Annotated in this window: 21 protein-coding genes; 14 read left to right on the top strand and 7 right to left on the bottom strand. The window is 60.5% G+C overall.

Going from position 1 to position 25,974, the window contains the following annotated elements:
- Positions 1-174: 174 nt before the first annotated feature.
- Positions 175-1,173 carry a helix-turn-helix transcriptional regulator gene (locus ACFWYE_RS03725; RefSeq protein WP_379109618.1) on the bottom strand — a complete coding sequence of 333 codons (999 nt, stop codon included), beginning with the start codon at positions 1,171-1,173 and terminating at the stop codon, positions 175-177.
- Between the two features lie 199 nt (positions 1,174-1,372).
- Between ACFWYE_RS03725 and ACFWYE_RS03720 the strand changes: the two genes are divergently transcribed.
- The 12 genes from ACFWYE_RS03720 to ACFWYE_RS03665 all read left to right on the top strand — a co-directional run bounded on the left by ACFWYE_RS03720 (position 1,373) and on the right by ACFWYE_RS03665 (position 19,031).
- Entirely contained in the window at positions 1,373-3,550 is a 2,178-nt protein-coding gene (locus tag ACFWYE_RS03720; protein ID WP_379109617.1) for a TonB-dependent receptor, read from the top strand.
- Positions 3,551-3,684: 134 nt separating this feature from the next.
- The gene (locus ACFWYE_RS03715) at positions 3,685-4,074 is read left to right on the top strand and encodes a DUF2946 family protein (protein ID WP_379109615.1); all 390 of its coding nucleotides are present in this window, start codon (positions 3,685-3,687) and stop codon (positions 4,072-4,074) included.
- 63 nt (positions 4,075-4,137) lie between these two features.
- Positions 4,138-5,502: a PepSY-associated TM helix domain-containing protein gene (locus tag ACFWYE_RS03710; protein WP_379109613.1), complete on the top strand. Its 1,365-nt coding sequence runs from the start codon at positions 4,138-4,140 to the stop codon at positions 5,500-5,502.
- 293 nt (positions 5,503-5,795) lie between these two features.
- A complete protein-coding gene (locus tag ACFWYE_RS03705) occupies positions 5,796-6,104 on the top strand; it encodes a YtcA family lipoprotein (RefSeq protein WP_379109611.1) in 309 nt (102 codons plus the stop codon).
- Positions 6,101-7,174, top strand: a complete 1,074-nt coding sequence (gene mdtN, locus ACFWYE_RS03700) for a multidrug transporter subunit MdtN (protein WP_379109609.1) — start codon at positions 6,101-6,103, stop codon at positions 7,172-7,174. The genes ACFWYE_RS03705 and mdtN overlap by 4 nt, the downstream gene beginning before the upstream one ends.
- Positions 7,152-9,194 (top strand): FUSC family protein, encoded by a 2,043-nt coding sequence (locus ACFWYE_RS03695; protein ID WP_379109608.1) that lies wholly within the window; start codon positions 7,152-7,154, stop codon positions 9,192-9,194. The genes mdtN and ACFWYE_RS03695 overlap by 23 nt, the downstream gene beginning before the upstream one ends.
- Entirely contained in the window at positions 9,191-10,783 is a 1,593-nt protein-coding gene (locus tag ACFWYE_RS03690) for a TolC family protein (protein ID WP_379109606.1), read from the top strand. The genes ACFWYE_RS03695 and ACFWYE_RS03690 overlap by 4 nt, the downstream gene beginning before the upstream one ends.
- Before the next feature lie 473 nt (positions 10,784-11,256).
- Positions 11,257-12,630: a glutamate decarboxylase gene (locus tag ACFWYE_RS03685; protein WP_379109605.1), complete on the top strand. Its 1,374-nt coding sequence runs from the start codon at positions 11,257-11,259 to the stop codon at positions 12,628-12,630.
- A 57-nt stretch (positions 12,631-12,687) separates the two neighbouring features.
- Positions 12,688-14,388 (top strand): aspartate:alanine exchanger family transporter, encoded by a 1,701-nt coding sequence (locus ACFWYE_RS03680; protein ID WP_379109603.1) that lies wholly within the window; start codon positions 12,688-12,690, stop codon positions 14,386-14,388.
- Between the two features lie 85 nt (positions 14,389-14,473).
- Entirely contained in the window at positions 14,474-16,159 is a 1,686-nt protein-coding gene (locus ACFWYE_RS03675; protein WP_379109602.1) for a transporter, read from the top strand.
- 139 nt (positions 16,160-16,298) lie between these two features.
- On the top strand, positions 16,299-17,471 hold the full coding sequence (locus ACFWYE_RS03670) for an alpha/beta hydrolase (protein WP_379109601.1): 1,173 nt from the start codon (positions 16,299-16,301) through the stop codon (positions 17,469-17,471).
- 192 nt (positions 17,472-17,663) lie between these two features.
- On the top strand, positions 17,664-19,031 hold the full coding sequence (locus ACFWYE_RS03665; RefSeq protein WP_379109599.1) for an FAD/NAD(P)-binding protein: 1,368 nt from the start codon (positions 17,664-17,666) through the stop codon (positions 19,029-19,031).
- A 63-nt stretch (positions 19,032-19,094) separates the two neighbouring features.
- On the opposite strand, the gene ACFWYE_RS03660 is transcribed toward ACFWYE_RS03665, so the two are convergent.
- Both ACFWYE_RS03660 and ACFWYE_RS03655 read right to left on the bottom strand, forming a co-directional pair.
- On the bottom strand, positions 19,095-20,027 hold the full coding sequence (locus ACFWYE_RS03660) for an LLM class flavin-dependent oxidoreductase (protein WP_379109598.1): 933 nt from the start codon (positions 20,025-20,027) through the stop codon (positions 19,095-19,097).
- A gap of 81 nt (positions 20,028-20,108) precedes the next feature.
- Complete coding sequence (locus tag ACFWYE_RS03655) at positions 20,109-20,258, bottom strand: hypothetical protein (RefSeq protein WP_379070996.1); 150 nt, start codon at positions 20,256-20,258, stop codon at positions 20,109-20,111.
- A gap of 277 nt (positions 20,259-20,535) precedes the next feature.
- On the opposite strand from ACFWYE_RS03655, the gene ACFWYE_RS03650 reads away from it, so the two are divergent.
- Together ACFWYE_RS03650 and mazG are read left to right on the top strand one after the other, a co-directional pair.
- Positions 20,536-21,720, top strand: coding sequence for an aromatic amino acid transaminase (locus ACFWYE_RS03650; protein ID WP_379070994.1), 1,185 nt, complete (start codon positions 20,536-20,538; stop codon positions 21,718-21,720).
- Positions 21,721-21,857: 137 nt separating this feature from the next.
- Positions 21,858-22,682, top strand: coding sequence for a nucleoside triphosphate pyrophosphohydrolase (gene mazG, locus ACFWYE_RS03645; RefSeq protein WP_379109596.1), 825 nt, complete (start codon positions 21,858-21,860; stop codon positions 22,680-22,682).
- 198 nt (positions 22,683-22,880) lie between these two features.
- Here the strand turns inward: mazG and ACFWYE_RS03640 are convergent, their stop codons facing one another.
- The 4 genes from ACFWYE_RS03640 to ACFWYE_RS03625 form a co-directional block, all read right to left on the bottom strand.
- Positions 22,881-23,276: a VOC family protein gene (locus tag ACFWYE_RS03640; protein ID WP_379070988.1), complete on the bottom strand. Its 396-nt coding sequence runs from the start codon at positions 23,274-23,276 to the stop codon at positions 22,881-22,883.
- A 1-nt stretch (position 23,277) separates the two neighbouring features.
- The gene (hflX, locus tag ACFWYE_RS03635; RefSeq protein ID WP_379070985.1) at positions 23,278-24,663 is read right to left on the bottom strand and encodes a GTPase HflX; all 1,386 of its coding nucleotides are present in this window, start codon (positions 24,661-24,663) and stop codon (positions 23,278-23,280) included.
- Positions 24,664-24,909 (bottom strand): RNA chaperone Hfq, encoded by a 246-nt coding sequence (gene hfq / locus ACFWYE_RS03630; RefSeq protein WP_018428055.1) that lies wholly within the window; start codon positions 24,907-24,909, stop codon positions 24,664-24,666.
- 144 nt (positions 24,910-25,053) lie between these two features.
- Positions 25,054-25,914: a D-amino-acid transaminase gene (locus tag ACFWYE_RS03625; RefSeq protein ID WP_379070982.1), complete on the bottom strand. Its 861-nt coding sequence runs from the start codon at positions 25,912-25,914 to the stop codon at positions 25,054-25,056.
- Positions 25,915-25,974 lie beyond the last annotated feature (60 nt).

Below are 25,974 nucleotides of genomic sequence, written 5' to 3'. Positions count from 1 at the left end.
CGGACTGCGTCCCGACAGGATCGATGGATTGCGCCTGGTGTTTGCCCGAACGCTCAGAGCCTCAGGAAAACATGACTATTCAAATCATGAAATAGCCGCCTAGCCCCGTGAACCGCAACCGCTGCCGCTATCGCGAAAGCAAGGAAAACTATCGCGCCAGCAAACCGGCCCGTTTCAATGCTGTCGTTGCTGGCCCCGCACCTGATCGGCGGTCGGCGGATGGCCGAAATGCTTTCTGTATGCGGCGGTGAAGGCCGCGGGGTTCGAGAACCCGACATGGCGGCCAGCTTCCGCAACGCGCAAGCCATGCTCCGACATCAGGATGCGCCCCATCTTCAGCCGCTGGACCCGGACATAGCCAAAGATCGTCGTTCCGAAGGCAAGCTTGAAGTTCGACTGCAGCGTGGTCAGATTCACGCCGACCTCACGGGCAAGGTCGAGCGCCTTAGGCGGATCGGCCAGGCGCCGATCGAGGATCTCGCGGGCGTTGTGCGCTCTTTCGTATTGCAATCGCCCGATTTTCTGGCCGACACGCTCCTGCTCGTGCAGCGCGATGGCGATTTCCAGCAGGAAACGCAGTGTCTGGCTCTCATGGTAAAGCCTTGCCAGGCTTCCTTCGTAGGGGTGGTCCAGCACCTCATTGGCAATTTCCACCGCACGCGCCAGATGAGGCAGGGTTGCACGCCGGAAACCCGGCTGCAGGAAATCTCTCAGGCAGGACAGGCTGTCATTGTCCACGCTGCTCGCAAAACGATCGAGAAAATCCGGCCTGACGGTGATGCCGAAGGCTCTCGCTCGCTGGCCGGTGAACCAGACACGTTCGCCTGCCTGTCGCGACCCGAAACCGAGAACCTCGATCCTGCCCGGTCTGTGGGCTACGGAGGAATGACCATCAAGCTGCAGCGGCTCACTGCTGCCATCGAGCAACACCGTGCACAGCAGCGACGGCTCGATCTCGATCGCCAGGCCGCTGTCCCTCAGATAGGTGATATCGTAGCCGGACATCAACAGGCCGGGCTGAACCTCCTCGGCCTTGAGCATGCCGGACATGGCCGGGGTTTCGATCGACGTTCCAGCCAGAACCTTGTGTTCGATGGTGATCGCGCGCTCGGCGGCTTCACGCAGCAGGTCGGAGACTGAAAAGTCTCCCACGAAGGCTGTTGAACCACCCATGAGCGATATCCCCGGATCCGGCACGGCCGGCACGCAGAACCACGGTTTCTGTTTCCCGCGATGGTTTTGCTTGCTGCCGCGATAGTGAAACGATTGCGGCTGCCCAGCCGCATGACTAATACCTGATAATTATAATCATGATTTAGGAAGCTGGCTAGGGTCCGCCCCGGCCGGCGCATTTGAACTGCGTGGGGATCCAATGCGCTTGAAAGCATATCGCAGGTCGCTGGCCTGCGGCGCTGCCGCTCTGTTGAGCTTGCCGGTTGCAACAATATTGCCGAAACCGGCTCTGTCCCAGGAAGCGGCACAGGCCGAGCAAGGTGCCACCTTGCTCGACAGGATCGTGCTCACCGGGCGAAAGCGCACGGAAGTCGAAGAAAAGGCACCGGTCAGCGCAACGGTGATCCAGTCCAAGGATATCTCCGCCTCCGGCCTGGATTCCGGCGCTGATATCGCCAGGAAAGCTCCCAACACCAACTTCATCGACTACACACGCTTCGGCGACAACTACCTGAACATCCGCGGCGTCTCGACGCTTGGCGGCCCGCTCAATTCATTCGATTCCACGGTTGGCTTCTCCATCGATGGCGTACCGACCAGCGTCATCGGCTTTGCCCCGCCCCTGCTCGATGTCGAGCAGGTCGAAGTGCTGCGTGGACCGCAAGGCACCACATTCGGGCGCAATGCACTTGCCGGCGCCATCAACGTCGTCAGCCGGCCTGCGGACGGCGAGCGCGATTTCCGCATCAACACCGAGATCGGCAGCAACGGACACGCCTTCGTCGAAGGCATAGCCGGCGGCTGGATCTCGCCTGACATCCTGGCCGGCCGCGGCGCAGTGCGCCTGCAGAAGTATGACGGCGATATCCCCAACCCGTATCTCGACAAGGACCTCGGCGGTGCCAAGATCGGCGCCGCACGTGGAACCGTGCGTTATACGCCGGATGCAACATGGACCATCGATGTCAGCGGTTCATACAGCCGTGACCAGAGAAACAACCCCGCCTATCTGCTCTACAATCATCCCGATTTCCCTCTCAGCGGCGAGGATGTCGAGCCGAAGAACCTGCGCACGATCGCGCAGGGCACGATCAACATCCGCAAGGATTTCGAGAACGTCAGCTTCACCTCGACAACCAGCTATCAGGACATCGGCATCTCCAATTTCGGCGACTTCACGGATTCCTATCTCTACGGTCCTTATCTCGGCCTGCCGCCACAGTTCCTGTTCAACCCTGCAGCCGACAAAGTTGATTCTGACGAGAAAGAGCGCATCTTTACTCAGGAATTCCGCCTGAACTCCTCAGAGTCATCGGATTGGCAATGGGTTGCAGGAGCAAGCTACCTGCGTTCCGACTACGACTTCCATCGCAAGACCGCGACGCCGTTCCCGACGATGAACGGCACCTTCGATAACAAGATGACCAGCGAGACTTATGCCGCTTTCGGCGACGCAACAGTGCCGCTGAACGAGCACTGGTCCATTTCGGGCGGCCTCAGACTGGCGCATGATCGCCAGACCTTCGACGGCAACTACGTGACGAACGGTTTCCCCGGCACGATCCCGGCCTTCAAACAGGCCAACGAGATGTCGGATACCTACATGACCGGACGCGCCGCGATCGCCTACAACTGGAACGCGGACGTGATGAGCTATGCCTCCATCGCCCGCGGCTATGCTTCAGGCGGCTTCGAAAAGACCTCACAATATGCCGGGTTTGGCATGCCCTCGCTGAAGTTCGACCCTGCCAAGAGCTGGACATACGAAATCGGCACCAAGGCCAATCTCACCGAAGGCATCGCCCTGCGCGGGGCCGTCTTCTACAATGACGTCCGCGACGGCCAGCTCAGCGGTTTCGACCTGGCAACGATGCGCGTCTTCATGACCAACCAGAATTTCCGCAGCTACGGCCTGGAACTTGGCGGTTCCGCCGAGCTGACCGACGGTCTCGAACTGACAGGCGGCATCGGATACACGAAATCCGAGATGATCGATGTGACGCCGGAATCGATGCTGACGGGTGCACGCGAAGGCAATCGTGTGCCGCAGGTGCCGGAGTGGACGGCCAATCTCGGTCTCGGCTATCGGTTGCCGGGCGAGGCGCTGGGGGTGAGCGGCAACTTCACCGCCAACGTCAGCTATCAATATGTCGGGACACGCGTCTCCGACCTCGCCGACAAGGAAGAGCTGGAGCCCTATCACACCATCAACGCGCGCATCGGCTGGGAAAACGAGAAATACGGCTTCTATGGCTTCGTCAACAATCTGCTCGACGAGCGGCCGCTGGCTTACTCACTGACCATGGCGCCCGGCGTGCGCGGCGTCTACATCGGTCGTGGCCGCGTTTTCGGAGCCGGTGCTACGGTCAAGTGGTGAGGTAGCCCACCAACCGCCGCACCTGTTGCCGGTCGAGGCGACCTCATCCGCGAGAACGCCGATACAAGCTTCGGCAACCCATCTGCCGCAGTGACTTCACGCCGAGAGTCTGGCATCTGCAGTCGATGGGAGCGATGCGGGATATTTTCAGGGACAGGCTGACGGCCACCGCCGTTGCGGTCGTCCTTGTCTATCTGTTCCTGCTGCAGGCTTTCATATCCGGAATGACGCAAGGCGCGATGGCTGCCTCGGCCGCCGATCCGCTGCACGTCATCTGCACCACCGACGGCGCGGAGCCTCCGTCGGATCCAACGGGACCAGCTGGGAAGGGCAGCACCTGCCCTTGCGCGGCCCTGTGCAACATCGCGGGTTTGGCTGCTCCGGCCGTCGTGGGTGGACAAGATCATGTCTATCTGACTGCGACCAGAGCTGAGCCGGTTCCCCCGCGGCTTGCGCCGAACCCGTTCACGCCATCGTTGCGCGGCTTCGTTCCTGGCCCCAGGGCCCCACCGCTCTCTTCCTGACCGCACCGTTCGAACACGACGGATCGAGCCCGTCGTGCATTTCACAACGTCAGGAGATACCCCATGTCCGAACTCACCCTCGGGCGGGAGCCCGCAGGCATCGTTGCGCGCTCCGCGTCCGATCTTTATCGCGCCGTCTGGCGCTGGCATTTCTACGCAGGCCTGCTTGTCCTGCCCTTCATGATCACGCTTGCGCTGACGGGAGCGCTCTATCTGTTCAAGGACGAAATCGATGGCATCGTCCATTCCGACCTCAAACGTGTCGAGGTTCAGGAAAGCGTGGCAAAGGCTCCGCCTTCACGGATGGTTGCCGCAGCCCTGGCCGCCAGCCCGGGAACGGCGGTCAAATTCACCGCCCCTGCCACAGCCGACAGTTCCGCTGAGATAACGATCGAGACGGCCGATCAGGGCAAGCTCGCCGTCTATGTCGATCCCTACACCGGCAAGGTTCTCGGCGCCCTGCCCGACCGTGGCACGGTCATGTGGACCATCCGCTATCTGCACAGTCTCAAATATTTCGGCTCGACCGCCCGCATGCTGATCGAGATCGCCGGAGGCTGGTCGATCCTGCTGGTCGGCACCGGGATCTATCTGTGGTGGCCGCGCCGTCGGGCGGGCGGCGTGGTGAGCGTAAGAGGAACGCCGCGTCAGCGCATATTCTGGCGCGACACGCATGCGGTCACGGGTATTTTCGTCGGCTTCTTCATCGTCTTCCTGGCGATCACGGGCATGCCCTGGTCCGGCGTCTGGGGCGCAAAGGTCAACGATTGGGTAAATGGCAACAATTACGGCTATCCCAACGGCGTCTGGACCGGGGTTCCGATGTCGGACGAACACGCCAGCCACATCGCCCAGATGTCCTGGTCATTGGAACAGGCCAAGATACCACAATCGATGGGTCAGGATGGTCAACCCGTCGGCCTTGATCAAGCGGTCGCTACCTTTGAGAAGCTTGGTCTTTACAAGGGTTATGCGGTCAACCTGCCCGCAGACCCATCTGGCGTCTACACTGGCTCCGTCTTTCCCGACGATCTTGCAAGCCAGCGGATCATCCACCTCGACCAGTATTCCGGCAAGCCACTCATTGATGTCAGCTATGCCGACTACGGTCCCTTCGCCAAGGCAATTGAATGGGGCATCAGCGTCCATATGGGGCAGCAGTTCGGCCTTGTGAACCAATTGGTACTGCTTGGTGCGTGCATCGCCATCATCGCGCTTGCAGTCTCGGCGGGTGTCATGTGGTGGAAACGGCGGCCCTCAGGTTCGTTCGGCGTTCCCCCTCTGCCCGGTGACAAGCGTGTGTTTCGCGGCTTGCTGGCCATGCTGATTGTCGGTGGCCTCGTCTTCCCGCTGGTCGGGATCTCGCTCATGGTCATGCTGGTTCTCGACTGGACGTATTCCAGGATCCGGCGCGAGAGAGTGGCTTGATCCTACGGGGCGCAGTCAATCGGCCTGCGCCCCGCTCACCACAACAGAAAGGAACATCAGCCAATCTAGGGGAAGGTACGAAAAGAACAATCTGCGCTTCGGCGCTTGAAGAGCACAGTTTCAGTTTTGGGAGTGCCGCCTTTTGGGTGCCCAGCAAGACGAATGTGAGAATTGAACGACTTTATCACCGAATATCCGGTGGATTGAGCTTCTGTCCGCGCTCCGAGACTTGGTTGGAGCCATTTCCTGCTCTAACGGTAACAAATCGACGCATCTGGGGGCCGAAACTGCCTATGCATGACAGATACGGCAAGCTTGGCTGGATTCCGGAAGCGCTGAAGCGTGGAATTCAACTTGGCGGATTTCTCGTTCTGTCAGCGTGCTCGCCAGCAGCCCCGGCCATCCCGATTTTCGGTTCCTATTTTCCGGCCTGGATCATTGCGGCCGTGATCGGCATCATCACCACCATCGTTATCCGGCTGATCCTGGTTGCGGCAGGCATCGACGAGCATCTGCCCGCACCGTTGCTTGTCTACATCTGCCTCGCGATGCTCTGCGGTATCGGAACATGGTTTGTCCTGTTCGGTGGAGTGCCCGGGTGAGCGCGCTCGACCTCATCCGCCGCGGCGTTGCGTGGATCCTTGCACTCGCCATCATCGCTGGCGCGGCTGTCGCGGTCTATTTCGCCTGGTGGGAGGCCAGCCGCAGTCCGCGCACCGACGTCGCCGAAATCGATGCGCCGACCGTGCCGATCGCAGCCTCGGTACCGGGTAAGGTCATCTCGGTCAGCGTCGCCAACAGTGCCTCTGTAAGAAAAGGAGATATCCTTTTCCAGCTCGACCCTGAGCCGTACCGCCTACGCCTAGAACAAGCCAAGGCCGAATTGCGTGCAGCAGAATCGGAGGTGGCGCAAGGCGGACGCAACCTTGCCACCGAGCGCGACAATGCCGGCATCGCCGACAAACAGATCGAACGCGCGCGCATCAATGCCGAAATGACCAAACAGACTTTGAAGCGCCTCGAACCGCTGCTGCCAAAACGGTTCGTCACGGCACAGGAAGTCGACATGGCGCGCACCGCTGCCAGTGACGCCCAGGTCAGCCTGCAACAGGCGCTGCAGCAGGCTCAGGGCGCCAACAAGATCATCGGCACGCTGGAAACGCGCAAGGCACAGGCCGATGTGGCGCGAGCGACGGTCGACCTCGCCCAGCGGGATCTCGACAATACCACCGTGCGAGCGCCGTTCGATGGCAAGATCGTCGGCATGGAACTGTCTGTCGGCAAGGTGGCAATACCGGCCGAGACATTGTTCACGCTCATCAACACCGCCGAATGGGAAACGGTTGCCTTCTTCCGCGAAACCGATCTCGGCGCCATTAAGGTCGGCAGTACCGCCGATGTGTTTGTGATGGCCGACTCCACCCGCCGCATGAAAGGCACTATCTCGGGTGTGGGCTGGGGCGTGCGCTCCGATGAATCCGCCACCATTCTCGGCATACCGATCGTTTCCTCCTCGCTGAACTGGGTACGTGTCGCCAAGCGGTTTCCTGTCTATGTGAGATTGGAAAACCCGCCGGAAGACCTCATGCGTGTTGGCGCGTCGGCTGTGGTGATCGTCGGGCCCGCAGCGGAAAGGAGGGACGGCGCCGATGCTGTACCGGCCGCCAGGTAGAACTTCGACGCTCTCCCTGCTGTGGGACGAATTGCAGCCCTATCCGGGCCGGCTGGATCTCTCTTTGCGCATCGCTCTGGTCTGCGTTTTGGTGACGGTCACCGCAATGGCGCTGCAGGTACCGGAGGCCGCCCTCTCCTGCTACCTCGTCTTCTTTGCTTCGCGCGCCGATGCCGGCACCGGCATTGTCACGGCGGCTGGCGTGCTGATCGGCGCAACCTTCGGCATAGGATTAGGCGTTCTGTGCCTGATGGTCGTTGCCGACAGCCCCATGCTGCGGCTTGGCCTTGTCGCCTTCTTCACATTTGGCGGCATGTATCTGGCGCAGGCTTCGAAAGCCGGCCCGCCGCTCGGCACCGTCGCCATGGTGTTCGCCTTTGTGATGACCCTCTATGACATCGTTCCGATCGCCGAGCTTCTGGTACGGGCGCTCGCGTGGATGTGGGTCGTCGTGTTTTTCCCGATGATCTACCTGATCGCGCTGAATGTGGTGGCAGGTCGAAGTCCCGCCAGATTGCTGCGCAACGAGATCGCGGAACGGCTCGAAACCGTCGCCAAACTGATCGACGATGAGAGCAGCCAGGTGCAGCGCTACGCCGGAAAACTGCTTGGTGCCGGCAATGGCGAACTCGGCAAATACCGTGCTTTCTCGCGTATCCTGTCGCTGATGAACCAAAAGGAGGCGATGCGCTCCGGCGAACTGACCGAAGCGAGCTATGCCTTGCTGACGCTTGCACTGGCGCGTTCTGTCGGGGATGAAGGCTTCGGCCGGGGCAGCGCCTTCGCCGCCAAAGCGCTCAGAGAACAGGCTTCCTATATCCGCGCCCAGCGACTGCATCCTGTCAGGGAAGCCAATATTCCCCTTGGCTTCGATCCTGATACCGCTCGGCTTATCAACCGGATCTCGCAAATCCAGTCAAAAGAACATCAGCCCCAGCCTTTGCCTCCCGGAGAACGGGAAGGCTTCTTCGCGCCGGATGCCTTCACCAACCCAGTCTACACGCAGTTCGCGCTCAAGACCCTGCTTGCGGTGATGATCACCTACGTCACCTATACCGCGCTCAACTGGTTCGAGATCCACACCGCCATGATCACCTGCTTCATGGTCGCCTTGGGTTCGACCGGCGAGACCACGCACAAGCTGACACTGCGCATCATCGGCTGCCTCATCGGCGGCGCGATGGCGTTCGCCTCGACTGTCTGGCTGGTGCCTCACATGACCGACATCGGCCAACTGGCGCTGCTGGTTGGTGCCGCGAGTTTCATTGCTGCCTGGGTCTCCGTGGGGTCGGAGCGCATCTCCTACATGGGCTGGCAGATGGCGCTCTGTTTCTTTCTGGTTGTGCTGCACGGATTCGGCCCGAGTTTGGACACCGATGCGGCACGCGACCGCATCATCGGCATCATTTTCGGAAACGTCGTCGTGTGGGTGGTGTTTTCAACGATCTGGCCAGTCAGCGTTGGTGCAGGGATACGCAGGCAGTTGGCGGCGGGCATGTCGGCACTCTCTGATTTGATGACAAGGCAGGGGGAACGTACAAATGCCTACGCCCGCCTTGCAGGTGGATTGTCCAAGGCGATGCGACAGACCGAAATGCTGCGTTTCGAGGCGACGAGGGTGCGGCATGGCGAAATCCAGGCCGAGACCGCAGAACAGATCGCCGATGAGATCGAAGCGATAGCCCTGCCCGTCATCCTGCTGCGCGAGCGCGACGATGCGGCATACCCGCTTCACCGTATGCCAAAACCGGTGAAAGCCGCGACGCAGGACTATGAGGACACGGTCGCGAAATGGCTCCGCAAGCGCACGACGGATTTGAGGACCGGCCGTTGGAGCGATGCAGCCGGCTCGGTGAGAATGGCGCTGCGACGCATCGAAGCCAGACTGTTGCGCGCCGAACGCGGCGGGCGCGGCGGGTTTCCCCGGAAACTTCGCGCCGAACTGGCAGCGCGGTTTGCGCTCTATGAAGAGATCGCGCAGGCCGCGGAGCGGGCGGAAGCAAAGGGAAAGCCGGCATGAGCCTGCGATTGCGCCCGGCATGTTCGACCGACCGCCTCCCCAATGGCTGGGGCCGCCGAGCGCGCGCGTTATATTGCGCCCTGATCGGCGCCGTCTTCCTGTTGACCGGTTGCACGGCATCGGCTCTCCAGGATCTTGCACCGCCCGCTGCGGACAAACCCTCTTCCAAGGCTCCAGGTAACGTGTCGACGGCTCCAAGAGCGGCCGATGGCAAGCCGGATTTCGGGTTGACCTCAAACCCGGCGATCCCGATCACGCTCAACAAACCGACAATCGATCCCAGGCATGCCTATTCGCTGCCGGAGTTGATCGACATGGCGCAGATGGCCAACCCGGTCACACGGGCGGCATGGCAGCGCGCACGGCAAGCGGCAATCGCCGTCGGCGCGACGGAAGCCACGTATCTTCCGATCATCACGGCGGATGTCGTTGCCGGCCTTGCACAGACTTCCGCAACCGCGCCTGGCTTGGACCTTCCTATTCCGATCCCCGCCGGCACACTCACAACCACGGGCACACAAGTCGTTCCCTCGCTGACCGTGAAGTGGCTTCTGTTCGATTTCGGTCAACGTGATGCGACGCGGGAAGCTGCCAATCAGCTTTCCTATGCCGCCAACGTCACCTTCAATGGGACCCACCAGAAACTCATCTTCGATGTCTCGAACGCATTTTTCATTCTCACAGCCGCCCGCGTACAGTTGAAGATTGCCCAGGGCACACTCACCAATTCGCGATTGGTGCTGGAGGCAGCCGAGGCCCGGCTTGGACGCGGTCTTGCCACGACCATGGAGGTGGCAACCGCCAGGCAGCAGGTGGCGCAGGCGCGCTTCAACCTGACACAATCGCAGGGCCATGAACGCAGCTCCTACATGGGACTGCTGGAGGCAATCGGCATTACACCAACGACCGAGATCAAGATCCAGGATATATCCAACCGCATCCTGCCCAAGGCGGTGCCGACCGACCTAGACAGGCTGATTGCGAGTTCCTTGCAGCGTCGCCCCGATGTTCAGGCGGCATTCGCCAGGCTGCAGGCCGACCGCAGCGGCATCGCCGCTGCTCGCGCGGAATTCATGCCTAAACTGGCGATTGCGGGCAACATCAACCGAAACATCGGTGAGCTCTCGACCGAAGATTCACGCTTCGACCTGCGCACAAAGCTGCGGGTCAATCAGCCCAACGCAAATCTCGTCGTCGGCATTTCCATGCCGATCTTCGATGGCGGGTTACGGGATGCTCGCCTGCAGGGAGCAGTCGCCCAGGCTGCAGCATCCGAACAGGAAATGGCGCAACTGCAGAACACGGCAGCGCGAGAGATCGTGACATCCTATGACATGCTGCGCACGTCGCTTGCGGGATATGCTGCGGCTGTGGAACTGAACAATGCGGCTCAGACCGCCTACAATGCCGCGCTCGACTACTACAAGCAGGGCCTGGGCACGATCACCGATGTCTCGATCGCGCAGACTGCCCTTCTCCAGGCGAAATTCTCAAGGGCCACCGCCTATTCCGATTCGCTTGTCGCCGCTGCAACGCTTGCCTTCGCCACGGGTACGCTCACCAATCGCAACGGACCAGGTCGGTTCTGACTGTCTGCCATGCAGCTGGCCGCCACCTGATTTGGTCCGTGATACTTCGTCAGCTTTGCAGTTTTTTCCACAAGGAACATACCGAGCGGCGATATAATATCAGGCATGTGTCAGCGCGCCCGGCTCATCGTAATTTCAGTTTGTTAATTATCTTCTTCAGCCTGCTTGAATTTGTACGTCTGGCAAGAAAGCTGCCTAGACAATTCAATCGTACTATGCAGGAATACTTATATAGGCAGGTTGGCGGGGGCTGACTTGCTCTCTATTGCGAGAGCCAATCGAGGGGACATCATGGTCGTTCGCCGTTTTGGCGAAGCCATCGCGCACCGAACGGCATCCACCGTGCCGACATCTCCTGTTTCCAGATCTGTCTCCGTTGCCTGCAACGGTCTCGCCGGCACTCGATATTATCCGGCTAACGACAAGTAGCGCCGCTCGAACTTCTTCGGCTCCATCATGCGAGGATATTGACGATGAAACACAAGTCTCCGTTCGACATCTTCTTCGATGAATTCAACGAGGATATTCCCGACGATCACTTCCCGCAGCGAAGCATGTCGGCTTTTGCCGCCAAATCGGTGGTGAACAGCGAGGCCTGGACCGATTCCCAACCCGTCATGAACCTGTCCTCCTTCGTGACGACCTTCACGGAGCCGGAATCCCTTGAAATCCTGCACAGTCATTTCCTGAAAAACTACATCGACCACGACATGTATCCGCAGCTCTTCGCCATGGAGGGCCGGATGGTGCGCTGGTTGCATCAGCTGTGGAATGGCCCCAAGAATGTCGAGCCCTATGGCACGGCAACGGTCGGCTCGTCCGAAGCCTGCATGCTTGCCGGTCTCGCCCACAAATGGAACTGGCGCAAGGCGCGTGAGGCTGCCGGCAAGGATGGCACGAAGCCGAACATGGTCACCGGCGGCAACGTCCAGATCGTCTGGAAGAAATTCCTGCGCTATTTCGATGTCGAGCCGCGCATTGCTCCGCTGAAGCCGGGCAACTATCGCCTGACCACCGAACATCTCGACAAGCTTGTCGATGAAAATACCATTGCCGTGGTGGCGATCGCCGGCCAGACCTTCACCGGCGAAGACGACGACATCCAGGAGATCCATGATTGGCTGGACGCCTACGAGAAGCGCACCGGCATCAATATCCCGATGCACATCGACGGCGCTTCGGGCGGCTTCGTCAATCCCTTCCTCTACCCCGACTACAAATGGGATTTCCGTCTGCCGCGCGTGAAATCGATCAACGCGTCCGGCCACAAGTTCGGCCTGGTGCCGCCGGGGCTGGGGTGGATCATTTTCCGCGAGCGTTCGATCTTCAATGAAGACCTGATGTTCTACGTTAATTATCTCGGCGGCGAGATGCCGACTGCGACGCTGAACTTCAGCCGCAACGCAGCGCAGATTGCCTACCAGTATTACGCGTTCCTGCGCCTCGGCTTCGAGGGCTACAAGGAGATCATGACGCGGACGCTGGAAAATGCCGAACATCTGCGCGAGCTCCTGGTCCAGAGCGGCTATTTCGAGATCATGAACAAGACGCAGCGCATTCCAGTCGTGGCGTTGACGCTGAAACCTGCATTCAAGAACTTCAACGAATTCGACATTTCGGCGAAGGTGCGCGAGCGCGGCTGGGTGCTTTCTGCCTATTCAATGCCACCGGATGCGCAGAGCGTGAACAGCCTGCGTGTTGTCGTGCGTCCGCATATCAACCGCAATGTCATCAACGGGCTGGCCAGGGACATCGTTCACGCCTGCGACTGGCTGAAGGAGCATGGCGGCAATGCCACGCCGCCAAAGCTGCACGACCCGCACAAGGTTGCCCCCAGCAAGTGCTGAGCGTCTGAACCCGCTTGAACGCAAGGGGCCGGCGCCCCACAGCGAAAGGATACCTTCATGGCTGCTTTGATGAGTTTTCTGGGCGCCAACCCCTACATCCTGCTGTTCCTCGTGGTCGGTCTGTCGATCTGGGTCGGCTCCTGGCAATTCAAGGGCTACGGCCTGGGTGCCGTTGCCGCCTCGATCATCGTCGGTTGCGCGGTTGCGGTTCTGGGCTCGTATTACGGCACCCGGTTCCAGCTGGATGATTTCACCAAGCTGCTATTCTACTACCTGTTCATGTATGGGGTCGGCCTGCGCGTCGGCCCTTCTTTCATCAACGGGTTGAAAGGCGACGGGCTGAAGTTCGCGTTCCTAGCGGTGCTTTGCTCATTCATGGGGCTCGGCATCGTGGTTGCGGGCGTCAAGTTGTTCGATCTGCCACTCGGCACCGCCGGTGGTATTCTCGCCGGCGCCATGACGATGTCGGCAGCGCTCGGCTCGGCCGATCAGGCAATCACCTCCGGTGTTGTGCCTTTGCCCGCTGGAACGACACACGATCAGGTTTCGGCCATGATCGCACTCTCCTACGGCATCACCTACATCTGGGGCACGGTCGGCATTATCCTGATCACCAAGTATCTGCCGCAATGGTGGGGGGTGGACGCAAAAGCCGCGGCCACTCAGTATGAAGCCGAACACGGCGTTCCAAATGTCGATGACGCCGGTCTCTCCGGCTACCAGCCTTTCGGCTTCCGCGCCTATCGGCTGGACAGCGACAAGGTAGCGGGCAAGACGGTTGCCGAATTCAGGGCAATCTATCCAGAGTACCAGATCGAGAATGTCGAGCGCGGCAAGGAATTGCTCGGCGCCGATCCGGAGCTCAGATTACAGCGTGGCGATGTGCTTGCGCTTGGCGGCAATCTGAATGCATTGACCGACCATATGGGCATCATCGGCCCGGAAGTGCCTGATTCACGCGTACTGAACATTCCACTCGACCAGGCCGAGATCGTTGTCATGAACAAGGAAGCGATCGGCAAGGCACTCAAGGAATTCCGCTCCTCGCCGATCGCCGGCCAGGTGCAACTGACGCGCATAGAGCGCGGCGGCGTGCCGATCCCGATTGGCCTGGAAACGACACTGCAGCGCTTCGACGTGCTGTTCTTCACCGGCTTGAAGAGCGCTGTGGATGCCGCCGGCAAGCTGGTCGGCAAAGTCGCTCGCCACAACACGGCAACCGATCTGCTGACACTCTCCTTCGGCATGATCCTCGGCCTGCTCATCGGCCTGATCGAGGTACCAGCCTTCGGCGCCGCTGTCGGACTCGGCAATGCCGGTGGTCTGCTGGTGTCCGGCATCCTGGTCTCCTCGGTGGTGTCGCGCCTGCGCTTCTTCGGCAACACGCCGAATGCCGCGCGCAACATCCTCGAAGACATGGGCCTGATCGTTTTCGTCTGCATCGTCGGCGTCAACGCTGGTGCGGACTTGCTCACGCAGCTCACTGGCGTCCTGGCGCTGAAGATCTTCGTCGTTGGCTTCCTGACCTGCTCGATACCGCCTTTCGTGGTCTGGGCGATCGGTTACCACGTCTTCAAGATGAACCCGGCCTTGCTGATGGGTGGTGTCGCTGGTGCCCGCAGCCATTCCGGCCCGGCGCGCGAAGCCGCGAAGCTGCTGGGTTCCAACGTGCCATGGATCGGATTCCCGGTGGGCTATGCTGTCTCCGGCGTACTTCTGACCGTGTTCGGTTACTTCGCCATGCTGCTCGCGCACTGACCGCCCTCCAAACGGAGACCGGCCCGAGACACGTCTCGGGCCGGTTCATTACGATCACAAGGGTTCTGGGGACCTGGGGCTGCCTATGCTTGATCTTCTGAAGCCGATCATCGGTACACCCGAAGCGATGCTGTTCCTCACCGTGGCTCTGGGCGTGCTGCTCGGTCGGCAGAAAATAGCTGGCTTCTCCTTCGGTAACGCAGCGGGTACCCTGATCGTCGGCACATTCCTCGGTGCTATATTCGGTGGCGCCGTCCCCGATCTTTCGCCTACCCTGAAATCCGTCGCGTTCCTGCTGTTCGTCTTCGCGGTCGGTTTCCAGAGTGGCCCGCAATTCTTCGCCTCGCTCGGACGCTCGACCCTGCCGCAGGCGCTGATCGCCGTGGTAGTCGCGGCGGTTGGCCTTGTTACCACCGCAATCGTAGCCAGGTTGCTCGACCTCGATCAGGGCATTGCCATCGGCGTTGCAGCCGGGGGCCTTACCCAGACGGCAATGCTCGGCACGGCCTACGGTGCCTTGAACGAACTTGGTCTTTCGGCAGAGGCCTTGCGCAAGATCCAGGGCGACGCCGCTGTCGCCTTCGCCCTCACCTATGTTTTCGGCACCATCGGTGTCGTGCTGTTCTGCTCCCAGATCGGCCCGCGCCTGATCGGCATCAATCTGAAGGACGCCGCACGGGACCTGGAGGCAAGCCAGGCCAAGGCACTCAACGGCGAAGGCGATCTCCTGGATTTCCGCTCGCTGGTGGCGCGTGTTTTCCAGGTCGATGCAGCCGACGGCAAGACGATCGCGGGTCTCGAAACGGCTTTCGGCCCGCAGGTCGCCGTGCAGCGCGTGCGCCGAAGCCGCAAGGACCTCGTCGTGGTGCCAGATCTTGTTCTGCGGCGTGGCGATCTTGTCGCGATCGAAGGCTATCGACCAGCCATCGTCAAGGTTGCCAGCCAGATCGGCCAGGAGGTGGCTGCAGAGGAATTGGTCACAGACCTGCTCGGCAACGGTGCGGACGTCATCATCAAGCCATCCTTCGCCGGATTGACGTTGCGTGACGCCGTCGCGAAGCTCGGCGCGGGCGGCCACGGGCTATTTCTGCGCCGGATACGCCGTCAGTCCCATGATATCCCCGTCACCGCTCAGACTGTGCTGCTACCTGGGGATACGCTGTCTCTTGCCGGCCCTGCTGATCGTCTTGCGGCTGCCTTGCCACAGATCGGCACGCCAGCAAGCACCAACAACCGCTCGGATGTCGCCTTCCTCGCTGCCGGGCTTCTGCTGGGTGTGCTGATAGGCCTTTTGACGCTCAACATCGCCGGCCTGCCGATCACGCTGTCGGCCGGTGGTGGAGCATTGGTGGCAGGTCTCATCTTCGGCTGGTGGCATGCCCGCCGGCCAGAGCGTTCCAACGTACCGTTGGCGGCAACCCAGATCATGTGGGACTTCGGGCTGGCCTCTTTCTGCGCCTTGGTCGGCCTCACCGCCGGGCCACAAGCCGTGTCGGCGATGGGCTCGCACGGCGCGACCCTTCTGCTCGCCGGCGCCATCGTGACTCTGGTGCCGCAGATCGTCGGCCTTTTCGTCGGCCATTTCATCCTGAAGATAAATCCGGTGCTGTTGATGGGCGCCCTGGCCGGAGCGCAGACGCAGGACGCTGCCATGCTGGCTGCAAGCGACGTCGCCGAAAGCCCGGCACCGGCGCTCGGCTTCACTGTTCCCTACGCGATCGGCAACATACTGCTCACCATTCTTGGCCCCGGCGTGGTGGCACTGACCTGAACAGCGAAGCATGTGCCGTTTGCCTTCAACCCAACGAGACAGCATCGCAGGAGCGCTGTTGCCCTTGAGTACAAACCGGATGCAGAACAAAGGCTTGGATCAGGCAAATGGCTGCGGACGGGCGGAGAGAGGGACAATCTTGATAGGGTTTTCTAGCGCCACAAGATATCTGCGCACCTTGGCGCTCGCCGGCTGGGTGGTCGTCGCGGGCTGTGCCGGACAACAGCACGATCTGCTGCCAGCGAAGGAAGTCGCCTTTCCAGCTGCCTCAATCGCTCGTGACCATCATATCTATATCGCCACCACACGCGCCAAGGCCAGGGACCCCCGCGAAGTGTTTTCCGGGCAGCGCTCCCGGAGGACCGCCTACGCGATGGTCGATGTCAGTGTCCCGGCAAACCACAAGCCGGGCCGTATCGAGCGCCCGACCGGGGGCGTCGCGGATCCGGCCAGATACTTCACGGCCGAGAAACTCACCGGCTATCGTGACGGCGAAGTCTTCTCGAAGGCGCTCGGCGCCGACATCAAGGCGCATGGCGGCAATGCCCTCGTCTTCATCCATGGTTACAACACCCATTTCGACGACGCCGTATACCGCATCACCCAGATCGCCCAGGATTCCGGCTACAAGGGAGCACCCGTGCTGTTCACGTGGGCGTCTGCCGGCAAGACCGTGGACTATGTCTACGACACCAACAGCGCTACCGTTGCCCGCGATGCGCTTGAAGAAACTCTGCGGCTTGTTGCCAGGTCCGGCGCCAAGCGTATCGATATCGTCGCCCATTCGCTCGGCAACTGGGTGACCATGGAAGCGCTGCGTCAGCTCGCCATCACCAGAGACAAGGATCTCAGTGGCAAGTTGGGCGATGTGGTTCTCGCCTCACCGGATCTCGATGTCGACGTCTTCAAGAGCCAGATGGAGCGCTACGGCAAGCCAAAACATCCCTTCATCGTGCTGGCATCGAGGGATGATCAGGCTCTGGATATTTCCAGCTGGATCGCGGGCGACAAGCCCAGGCTCGGCGACTACCTGAACGCCAAGGATATCGTCAACTATGGCGTGATTGTCGTCGACCTTTCCAAGGTCAAGCCAGGTGACGAGCTGGGGCACACGACCTTTGCCGACAATCCCAACGTCATCAAACTGTTGGGACAGGGTTTGAATGAAGAGGATGCGCGGGCGCTCGGACGCAATTCCGATGTTACCAGCCGCGTCAACCGTTTCGCGCAGGGCCTCGGCCAATCCATCGGCTCAGCAGCGGATATCGTCATCACAACGCCACTCGAAGTCCTGACACTCGGTGGACGCTGATCTCTCCCTCGGCCGAGCAAGCGACAGCCGGTCGGATGGCTGTACGCTTTTCGGGTTCTGCCGAGAAAAACAATTCCATTCGTAGCCCGTCGAAGCGAATTAACTTGTCAACCGCTGCTCCAATTTCAGGATTCCGTTTCGCGCAAACATCCTTAAGTTTACTATTCTTATGGACTTAAGGGAGGAGCGACGATGATCGAGCGTTCGCGCAATTCCGTTATCATAATTGGCGGCGGTGCCAGTGGCGTCATCCTGGCTGCGCATCTGCTGCGTTCGAACGATCCGGGTCTGCGTGTCACCCTGATCGAACGCCGCGAAAGCTTCGGCAAGGGCATGGCGTATTCCGCACCCCTGCCCGATCATCTGTTGAATGTCGCAGCCACCAATATGAGCGCCTTTCCTGACAATCCATCCCACTATTGGCGCTGGCTTCAGGAAAAAGGTCTGGTTCAGAGGGATTCCGGCCCGGTTTATACGCCGCGCAGCACCTATGGGCGCTACCTGCAAGACATACTCGAAGGTCTCGCCGAACGGGAGCGCACGACGGGGCGCTTGCGGCTGATCAGGCAGGAATGCCTTGGCATCGTCACGACGCCGGCCGGCGTCGAGGCACGGCTCACCGATGGCACCAGCCTTGTCGGCCATGTAGCCGTCCTGGCCACCGGGCACGACCAGGAACCCGCACCCGATCAGAACTTCGCGGTCCGCATGGGCTCCGTCGACGATACACCATTGGATCTCGATGCACCTGTGCTCATCCTCGGCACCGGGCTGAGCATGGTCGATGCCTGGCTGATGCTCGAGCACCGGGGACACAAGGGAGAAATAACGGCCGTCTCGCGGCGCGGGCTGTTGCCTTGGCCGCACCAGAAGGGCAATCCGATCAAACTGGACAGTGCCGACATTCCCCTCGGTACTGAACTGTCCTACTTCGTCGACTGGTTCCATAAACTGGTACGCGAGACGGAAAAAGCTGGTGGCAACTGGCGTGACGTCGTCGATGGACTGCGGCCGTTCAACCAGCGGATCTGGCAAAACTGGCCATCCACCGCCAAGCGGCGGTTCCTGGAACACACCAAGGCGTGGTGGGATATCCACCGCCATCGCATGCCACCACAGATTCACGCCCGCGTGAACCAGGCGGTTCGCACCGGCCAGTTGAAGTTGCTCGCCGCGCGCGTGATCGCTACGGCCTCCGACAATGGCGACAGGCTGGTGAAACTTTTACCCCGCCGATCAAGACATACCGAAACCTTGCGGGTAGGCCGCATTTATGACTGCACGGGGATCGTCAAGGACGTCTCGACCGGCTCGGTCGCGGTCATCAGGTCCTTGACTGATCGGGGCCTTGCCCGGCCCGATCCACTGCGGCTCGGCCTCGATGTGACGCTGGATTGCGCGGTGATTGACCGCAACGGCACTGCATCCGATCGCCTCTTTGCCGTCGGCCCGCTCACCCGTGGAACTTTCTTCGAGATCGACGCCGTGCCGGACATCCGCAATCAGACCGCCAAACTGGCGGGACAATTGACGCAGCGCACGGCACCCGGGTTCCGTTAGGCCTGACGACGAAAAAGGCGCGAACCTCAGTCCGCGCCGTCGCATGCACCGTCCTGCAGAGCGTCAGTAGCGTCCGACTGGCACCATATCGAGACGACCCGCCGCCACGCCTGCGCTTGCCGCCCAGGCAGCTTCGCGCCGCGACGATGAATTCTGAACGAAGGACACCACGTGTTCGAAAGCGTCAAGATCTTCGGTCGTCCCGATTCCTCCAACCATGAATTCCGAAACACCGGCATCGACGAAGCTCAGCAGCTGAAGCGCGGCCTGAGCCGGCGGTCGCGACAGTATGAACTGACCTGAGGCAGCGGTTTCCTGGCCTGAAGCGTCAAAAACAACCGGCAGCGCGAAACGAACCTTGCCTTGTCGACCATGTCTCGCTGCCGCGGCACGAACTCGGCTCGCCAGCAAGCGGGCCTCGTCCGGCGATACGGCAGCAAGTTCGAAAACGTCAGCATGCTTTCCGGCGACATTCAGGGCCGTTCCAGACAGTCCCGCCATGCGGATCGGCACCGCCGTGCCGCGCGCACCCTTGCGCGGCACGAAGCCGCCCACGACACTGTAGAACGGGCCTTCGTGATCGATCGGTTTTTCATTTGCCCATAGGCGCTTCAGGAGCGTCAGATATTCATCGACCCGCCGCCAGAAGGCGATATGGCTAGGCTGCCGGTCTGTATCGACCATTCCGCGCGCAGGCACCCGAAGCGCAATTCGACCATTGTGCTGGAGCTGCAACGCCGCCAGCCGGCGCGCTGCGCTGACGGGATCGAGTTCGCCGGCGCCGTGGGTCAGCACAATCTGTTGCTGCTCGATTTCCCTGGCGACAGTGCGGTCGACAAAATCAAGCGAGTTGTTCTGCTCGCCAGACAGCCAGGACTGAAAACCTGCGCGCCACGCCGAAGCGGGCGTAACCCGGCTTCCGGCTGCATGCCTTTTGGAGGCAACATGTGATTGATCGACGCTTGCAGGGGATACAAAAGTGAACACAACGCTCATCACAACTTCTCCCTTGTTGTGGTGGACAGGCGGGCGGTTCAACTCCTCTGGAATTGCAGGCGGTTACCTCACCGCGTCAACTCAAGGCACAAGCCCAAAAATGAAGGCGCTTGCAAAAAGGAAGGATACGGCGAAAACCGCATAAGGCAGCAGCGCACCGCCGACAGGCGACACGGAAATGCCACGGTGGCGGAACTTTCGTGCACCGGCCTGGGTCAGGAAATTCGCCATCGCGTCCTCCATTTCCCATTAGTCTATAAACTCAGTAGATTTTGTCGATTGCTATTTTTTGGCTCGGATTGGGATGGCTTTCTCAAAAATGACCACGATGTCGAAGATTGTTCCGTCCATGATGGGTCCAGGAAATTTGCCCCATGCAAGCAGGACACACGAGCGCCTACAGAGCCAACCGCAATATCCGGCGCAATAATCCTAGCCTAACACCATCGTTTTTCGTATCACTCCGCCGCGCCCACAAGGCGGCGCGATGCCCATGGAAAAGCCTCAGATGTTTGAAGACCTGCAGCCAGCGCCGACAGACAAGATTCTTGCCCTGATCGGGCTCTACCGTGCCGATCCGCGCACCGACAAAGTTGATCTCGGCGTCGGCGTCTACAAGGATCGTGACGGCAAGACGGCGGTCATGCGGGCGGTGCGTGAGGCCGAAACGCGGCTTCTGCAGAACCAGGACACCAAGACCTATCTTGGCCTTGCCGGCGATCTCGCCTTCAACGAAGTCATGACCAGGCTGGTCTTCGGTGACGGAGCCGACCTCACCCGAATCCGCGCGGCGCAGGCGCCAGGCGGCTCCGGCGCGTTGCGACTGGCCGCAGAACTGCTGAAGCGCACCCGGCCAGGCGCCACGATCTGGATTTCCAACCCGACCTGGCCGAACCACATCCCCATGATGCGGGAATCTGGACTGACCATCGCCGAGTATCCCTATTTCGATGCTGCAAGCGGTTCTGTCCGCTTCGACGACATGCTGGCGACGCTGAAGACCGCCAAGCCTGGTGACGCGGTGTTGCTGCACGGTTGCTGCCACAACCCGACCGGCGCCAACCTTACCATCGAGCAGTGGGCGAAGGTGGCGGATCTGTTGGTCGAAGGCCGCCTGTTGCCGTTTGTCGACATTGCCTATCAGGGTTTCGGTGAAGGCCTGGAGGCCGATGCGGCCGGCCTTCGCCTTATCGCCGGCAAGGTGCCCGAAATGCTGGTCGCTTCGAGCTGCTCGAAGAATTTTGCTGTCTATCGCGACCGTGTCGGCGCCGCGATGATCCTGGCGAAGAACGGTGCGGAAGCCGATATCGCGCTGAGCCACATGCTGGCAGCGGCACGCACGCTCTATTCGATGCCACCGGATCATGGCGCAGCAGCGGTCCGCATCGTGCTGCAGGACGAGAAACTGCGCGTTGACTGGGAGACCGAGCTGGAGGAAATGCGCCAGCGCATGCTGCGGCTGCGCGTCGCTTTCGCGGAGGCGCTGCGCAGGCAGTCCAATTCGGACCGCTTCGATTTTGTTGCTGAACACCGCGGCATGTTCTCGCGCCTCGGCTTGACAGAAGCGCAGGTCGATCGGCTTCGAAACGAACACGGCGTCTACATGGTGGGCGACAGCCGCATCAATGTGGCCGGCCTGCCCGAAGACGGCCTGGACAAACTCGCCAAGGCAATTGTTTCGGTACTCGATTAGCCCGCGGCTGAATCGGAATCGACTCTCGAAAAGCCCCGATGGGCCGCGCACGGGATGGTTCCGCGAGATTGTGGACAAGAGGCCGATGCCGCTCAGCGGCATTGGCCGTTCTGCCCGATGCGGATTAGGCTCTGGCCATGAAGCCCTCCAAGGACATCTCCCGCCTCATCGAGATCATGGCGGCCCTGCGCGCGCCGGTCACCGGCTGTCCCTGGGACATCGAGCAGAATTTCTCGACCATCGCCCCTTACACGATCGAAGAAGCCTACGAGGTGGCCGACGCCATTGCGCGCAATGATATCGACAATCTGCGCGAGGAACTTGGCGACCTTCTGCTTCAGGTCGTCTACCACGCCCAGATGGCTGACGAACAAGGTGAGTTTGCCTTCGGCGACGTGGTCGAAGGCATCACCCGCAAGATGATCCGCCGCCACCCACATGTCTTCGGCAGCGAAGAAGCCCGCAATGCCGGAATGGCCAAGGGCATGTGGGAAAAGATCAAGGCAGAAGAAAAAGCGGAGCGCCGCGCCGAAAGGCTTGCGCGCGGCCTGGATCCGGAAGATCACGGCAAGGGTTTCCTGGATTCCGTGCCCGTTGCCCTGCCCGCACTTACCAGGGCGCTGAAATTGCAGGAGAAAGCCGCTCGCGTCGGCTTTGACTGGAGTGAAGCCGAGCCGATCCTCGACAAGATCGAAGAGGAGATCGCGGAGTTGCGCGAAGCCTTGGCCAAGCGCGATATCGCTTCGATCAGGGATGAATTTGGCGACATGCTGTTTGCCGTCGTCAATCTCGGCCGCCATCTCAAGGTCGATTCGGAGGCAGCCCTCTCCGGCACCAACGACAAGTTCCGCAAACGCTTCCACTATGTGGAGCAGGCACTTGAGACCTCTGGCCACAGCTTGGAGAACGCATCGCTGGACGAGATGGAGGCGCTTTGGCAGCAAGCCAAGAGTGCCGACTGAAATCTGGAGAAATTCCAGCAAAGACGCGCAGCGGTTTGCGTCGGGAATTGCGTAAAAACAAAAAGTTAAAGCGTTTCCCTGAACAACCGCGCCACTCTAGAGCGTTTCCGTTTTTCACGGAAACGCGGAAACGCTCTAAGTTTTTGTTTTCGTCGCACTCTTGTAACGCCAAGTGATTCCACTTGGCTACAAAATGCTCTAGCGGCTCCACTCGGCTCGCTGGAGCACCACACGATACCCATCCGGATCCTGGAAGGTGATGCCAACCCTGTCCCAGTAGGGATTGAATGATGGAACCGGGTCAAAACCCGCCGCCTTCATGGAAGCGACGGCATCCTCCCATATCGTCCGATCAGGAAGATAATAGACAAGAAGGTGATCTTCCGACGGCGCTCGACCAGCGACCTCCCCGTGAGCCTTCGTGAACTCCAGATGGTAGGGAGCATTCGGGTGCCCCAACATGATCCCGTCAAAGCCATCGTGATCGTCGAAGCGCGCCAGGACCTGCAGGCCCAGGCCGTCCCGATAAAAGCGCAGCAACGCCTCGAGGTCGTCGGATGGCCTCGCCACCCGCATCTTGGGGAGACTGGGCATCTCAGCCGCTCTTGCGCCGCAGTCGACCTTCAATCTCTTCGCGCGCGCTTTCGGTCGCCATCAAGGACAGGGAAACGCTGCCGTCTTCATTGTCCGTGCGCCTGACGACGTCACCGTTGCGGTAAAGCCAGTCGACCATGCCGAGTTGCGCGGGCTGCAAGGTGATTTCGACCGACTGCAGTTCACCCGATACGCGTGTTTCGATCAGCGCCTTGAGAGCGTCGAGGCCCTCGCCCGTCACCGCCGAAATGGCGATCGGTGGGCGTTTCACATCAGCACTTTCCGACAAAAGGCGCTCCCGGTTGCCCTCGTCCAGCAGGTCGATCTTGTTCCAGACTTCAACGACACGATTGGCGTCGGCCGCATCGACGCCGAGATCGCCCAGGATACGCTCGACATCTTCCGCCTGCGCGGCCGTGTCCGGATCGGATATGTCACGCAGATGGATGACCAGGTCAGCCTCTACCACCTCTTCGAGGGTAGCGCGGAAAGCTGCGACCAGATGGGTTGGCAGGTCGGAAATGAAACCAACAGTATCGGAAAGGATGATCGGCGTGCCATGTGGAAGTCGCACCCGCCGCAATGTCGGGTCGAGCGTTGCAAACAGCATGTCTTCCGCCAGCACGCCGGCGCCGGTCAGCTTGTTGAATAGGGTCGACTTTCCTGCGTTGGTGTAGCCAACAATCGCAACCACCGGGAAAGGCACCTTTTTTCGCTTGGCACGATGAAGATCGCGCGTGCGCCGTACCGTCTCCAGCTCACGCTTCAGCTTGATGATCTTCTCTTGCAACGCACGGCGGTCTGCCTCGATCTGCGTTTCACCGGGACCGCCCAGGAAACCGGCGCCACCGCGCTGGCGCTCGAGGTGGGTCCAGGATCGCACCAGTCGACCCTTCTGATAGTTGAGATGCGCCAGCTCGACCTGCAGCGTACCTTCCTTGGTTCGGGCACGCTCCCCGAAGATCTCGAGGATGAGGCCGGTCCGGTCCAGAACCTTGACGTTCAGTTCCTTCTCGAGGTTGCGCTGCTGCACCGGCGTCAGCGGATGGTCGATGATGGCGAGTTCGGCGCCCTTGTCCTTGACCGCCTCAGCCAGTTCCGAGACCTTTCCTGATCCCAGCAACGTCGCCGGTCGCGGTTCGGCGACGACAGCAATCGATGTCTGGACAGGATCGAGATCGATGGCGCGCGTCAGACCGACGGCCTCTTCCAGCCGCGCTTCGGGTGACCGCGCCAGCCGAACGCGGCCGGTGTCGTCTTCCTGCCTTGTGTGATTCGGCAGTACGGGTACGACAACGAGGGCACGGGTTGCCTCTCCGGAGCCCGCGCCCTCATCATGTGTCGATTGCCCGCGGCCCTTCCGGCTCGCGTCGTCCTGCCTGGTCAATTAGCCGCCTTGGCTTTCCTCACCATCGAACATCTGAACCGGCTGGCTCGGCATGATCGTGGAAATGGCATGCTTGTAGACGAGCTGCGAATGCCCGTCGCGCCGCAGCAACACACAGAAATTGTCGAACGAGGTCACCACCCCGGTCAATTTCACGCCGTTGATGAGGAAGATTGTGAGTGGATTCTTGCTCTTGCGCACCGAGTTCAGGAACAGGTCCTGAAGATTTTGCGAACGCTCTGCCATTGTTCTTATCTTTCGCCGATCCCCTTCGGTATGCATGCCAGTGCGCCAAAATACTCGGCATATGTCAAGCTTGCAGACATGCTTGTCGTGAACAACGACAAGTAGAACGAGATGTATTGATGTCCATTCCTGTTGTGCCGGTTATCAGGCCGGACTTTTTTCCGCAACGTCAAAAAACGCCTGCCGCAACGAAAGTGTTATCGAGCCCGGATGACCATTGGCAACGGTTTGTCCGTCAATGGCCACCACTGGCATGGCGATTGTCGTTGCCGAACTGATGAACGCTTCACGCGCGCCCTTGGCCTCGGCAACGGAAAAACCGCGCTCTTCAATCTTCAGGCCAAGCTTGGCCGCAACGTCAAATATCGTCGTACGGGTGATACCGCGCAGGATGCCGTGGTCCGCAGGTCGCGTCACCAGGACACCGTCTTTCGTGACGATCCAGGCGTTCGACGACCCTCCCTCCTTGACGTTGCCGCTCTCGTCGACAAACCAGGCTTCCTGGGCTCCGGCTTCCTTCGCCTTCTGCTTTGCCAGCACGTTCGGCAGCAGCCCGACCGACTTGATGTCGACACGGTCCCAGCGGTTCTCCGGCACCGTGATGACCTTGATACCGTCTTCGGCACGCTTGGCCGCCAGCGCCGGGTTCACCTTTCTCGCTGTTACAACGAGCGACGACAACGTGTCTGCGGGAAACAGGAAGTCCCGGCTGGCGACACCACGCGTCACCTGGACATAGACCAGTCCATTGAACACCTGATTGCGCCTGACAACCTCGCGCAAGACAATCTCGAGCGGCTTCCTGCCGACCGGCCATTCAATACGAAGCTCCCGCAGGGAGCGCTCAAGCCGATCGAGATGGCGTTTCATGTCAACGATGAAACCGCGTGCCACCTCGCAGACTTCGTAGACGCCATCGGCGAACTGGTAGCCCCGATCCTCGATATGCACGGCGGCATCGCGGTGGGCGACATAGCGTCCGTTGACATAGGCAATGCGCGGCATGGCGAACCCTCTGAAATATCAGGTTTTCTTACGCGATTCCGATGACTGCGTATCGGACAA

This window comes from Mesorhizobium sp. NPDC059025 (assembly GCF_042739655.1).
GTDB lineage: Bacteria > Pseudomonadota > Alphaproteobacteria > Rhizobiales > Rhizobiaceae > Mesorhizobium.
Note: the sequence above shows the minus strand (reverse complement) of the source record. Positions and strands in the feature narration are given on the sequence as shown.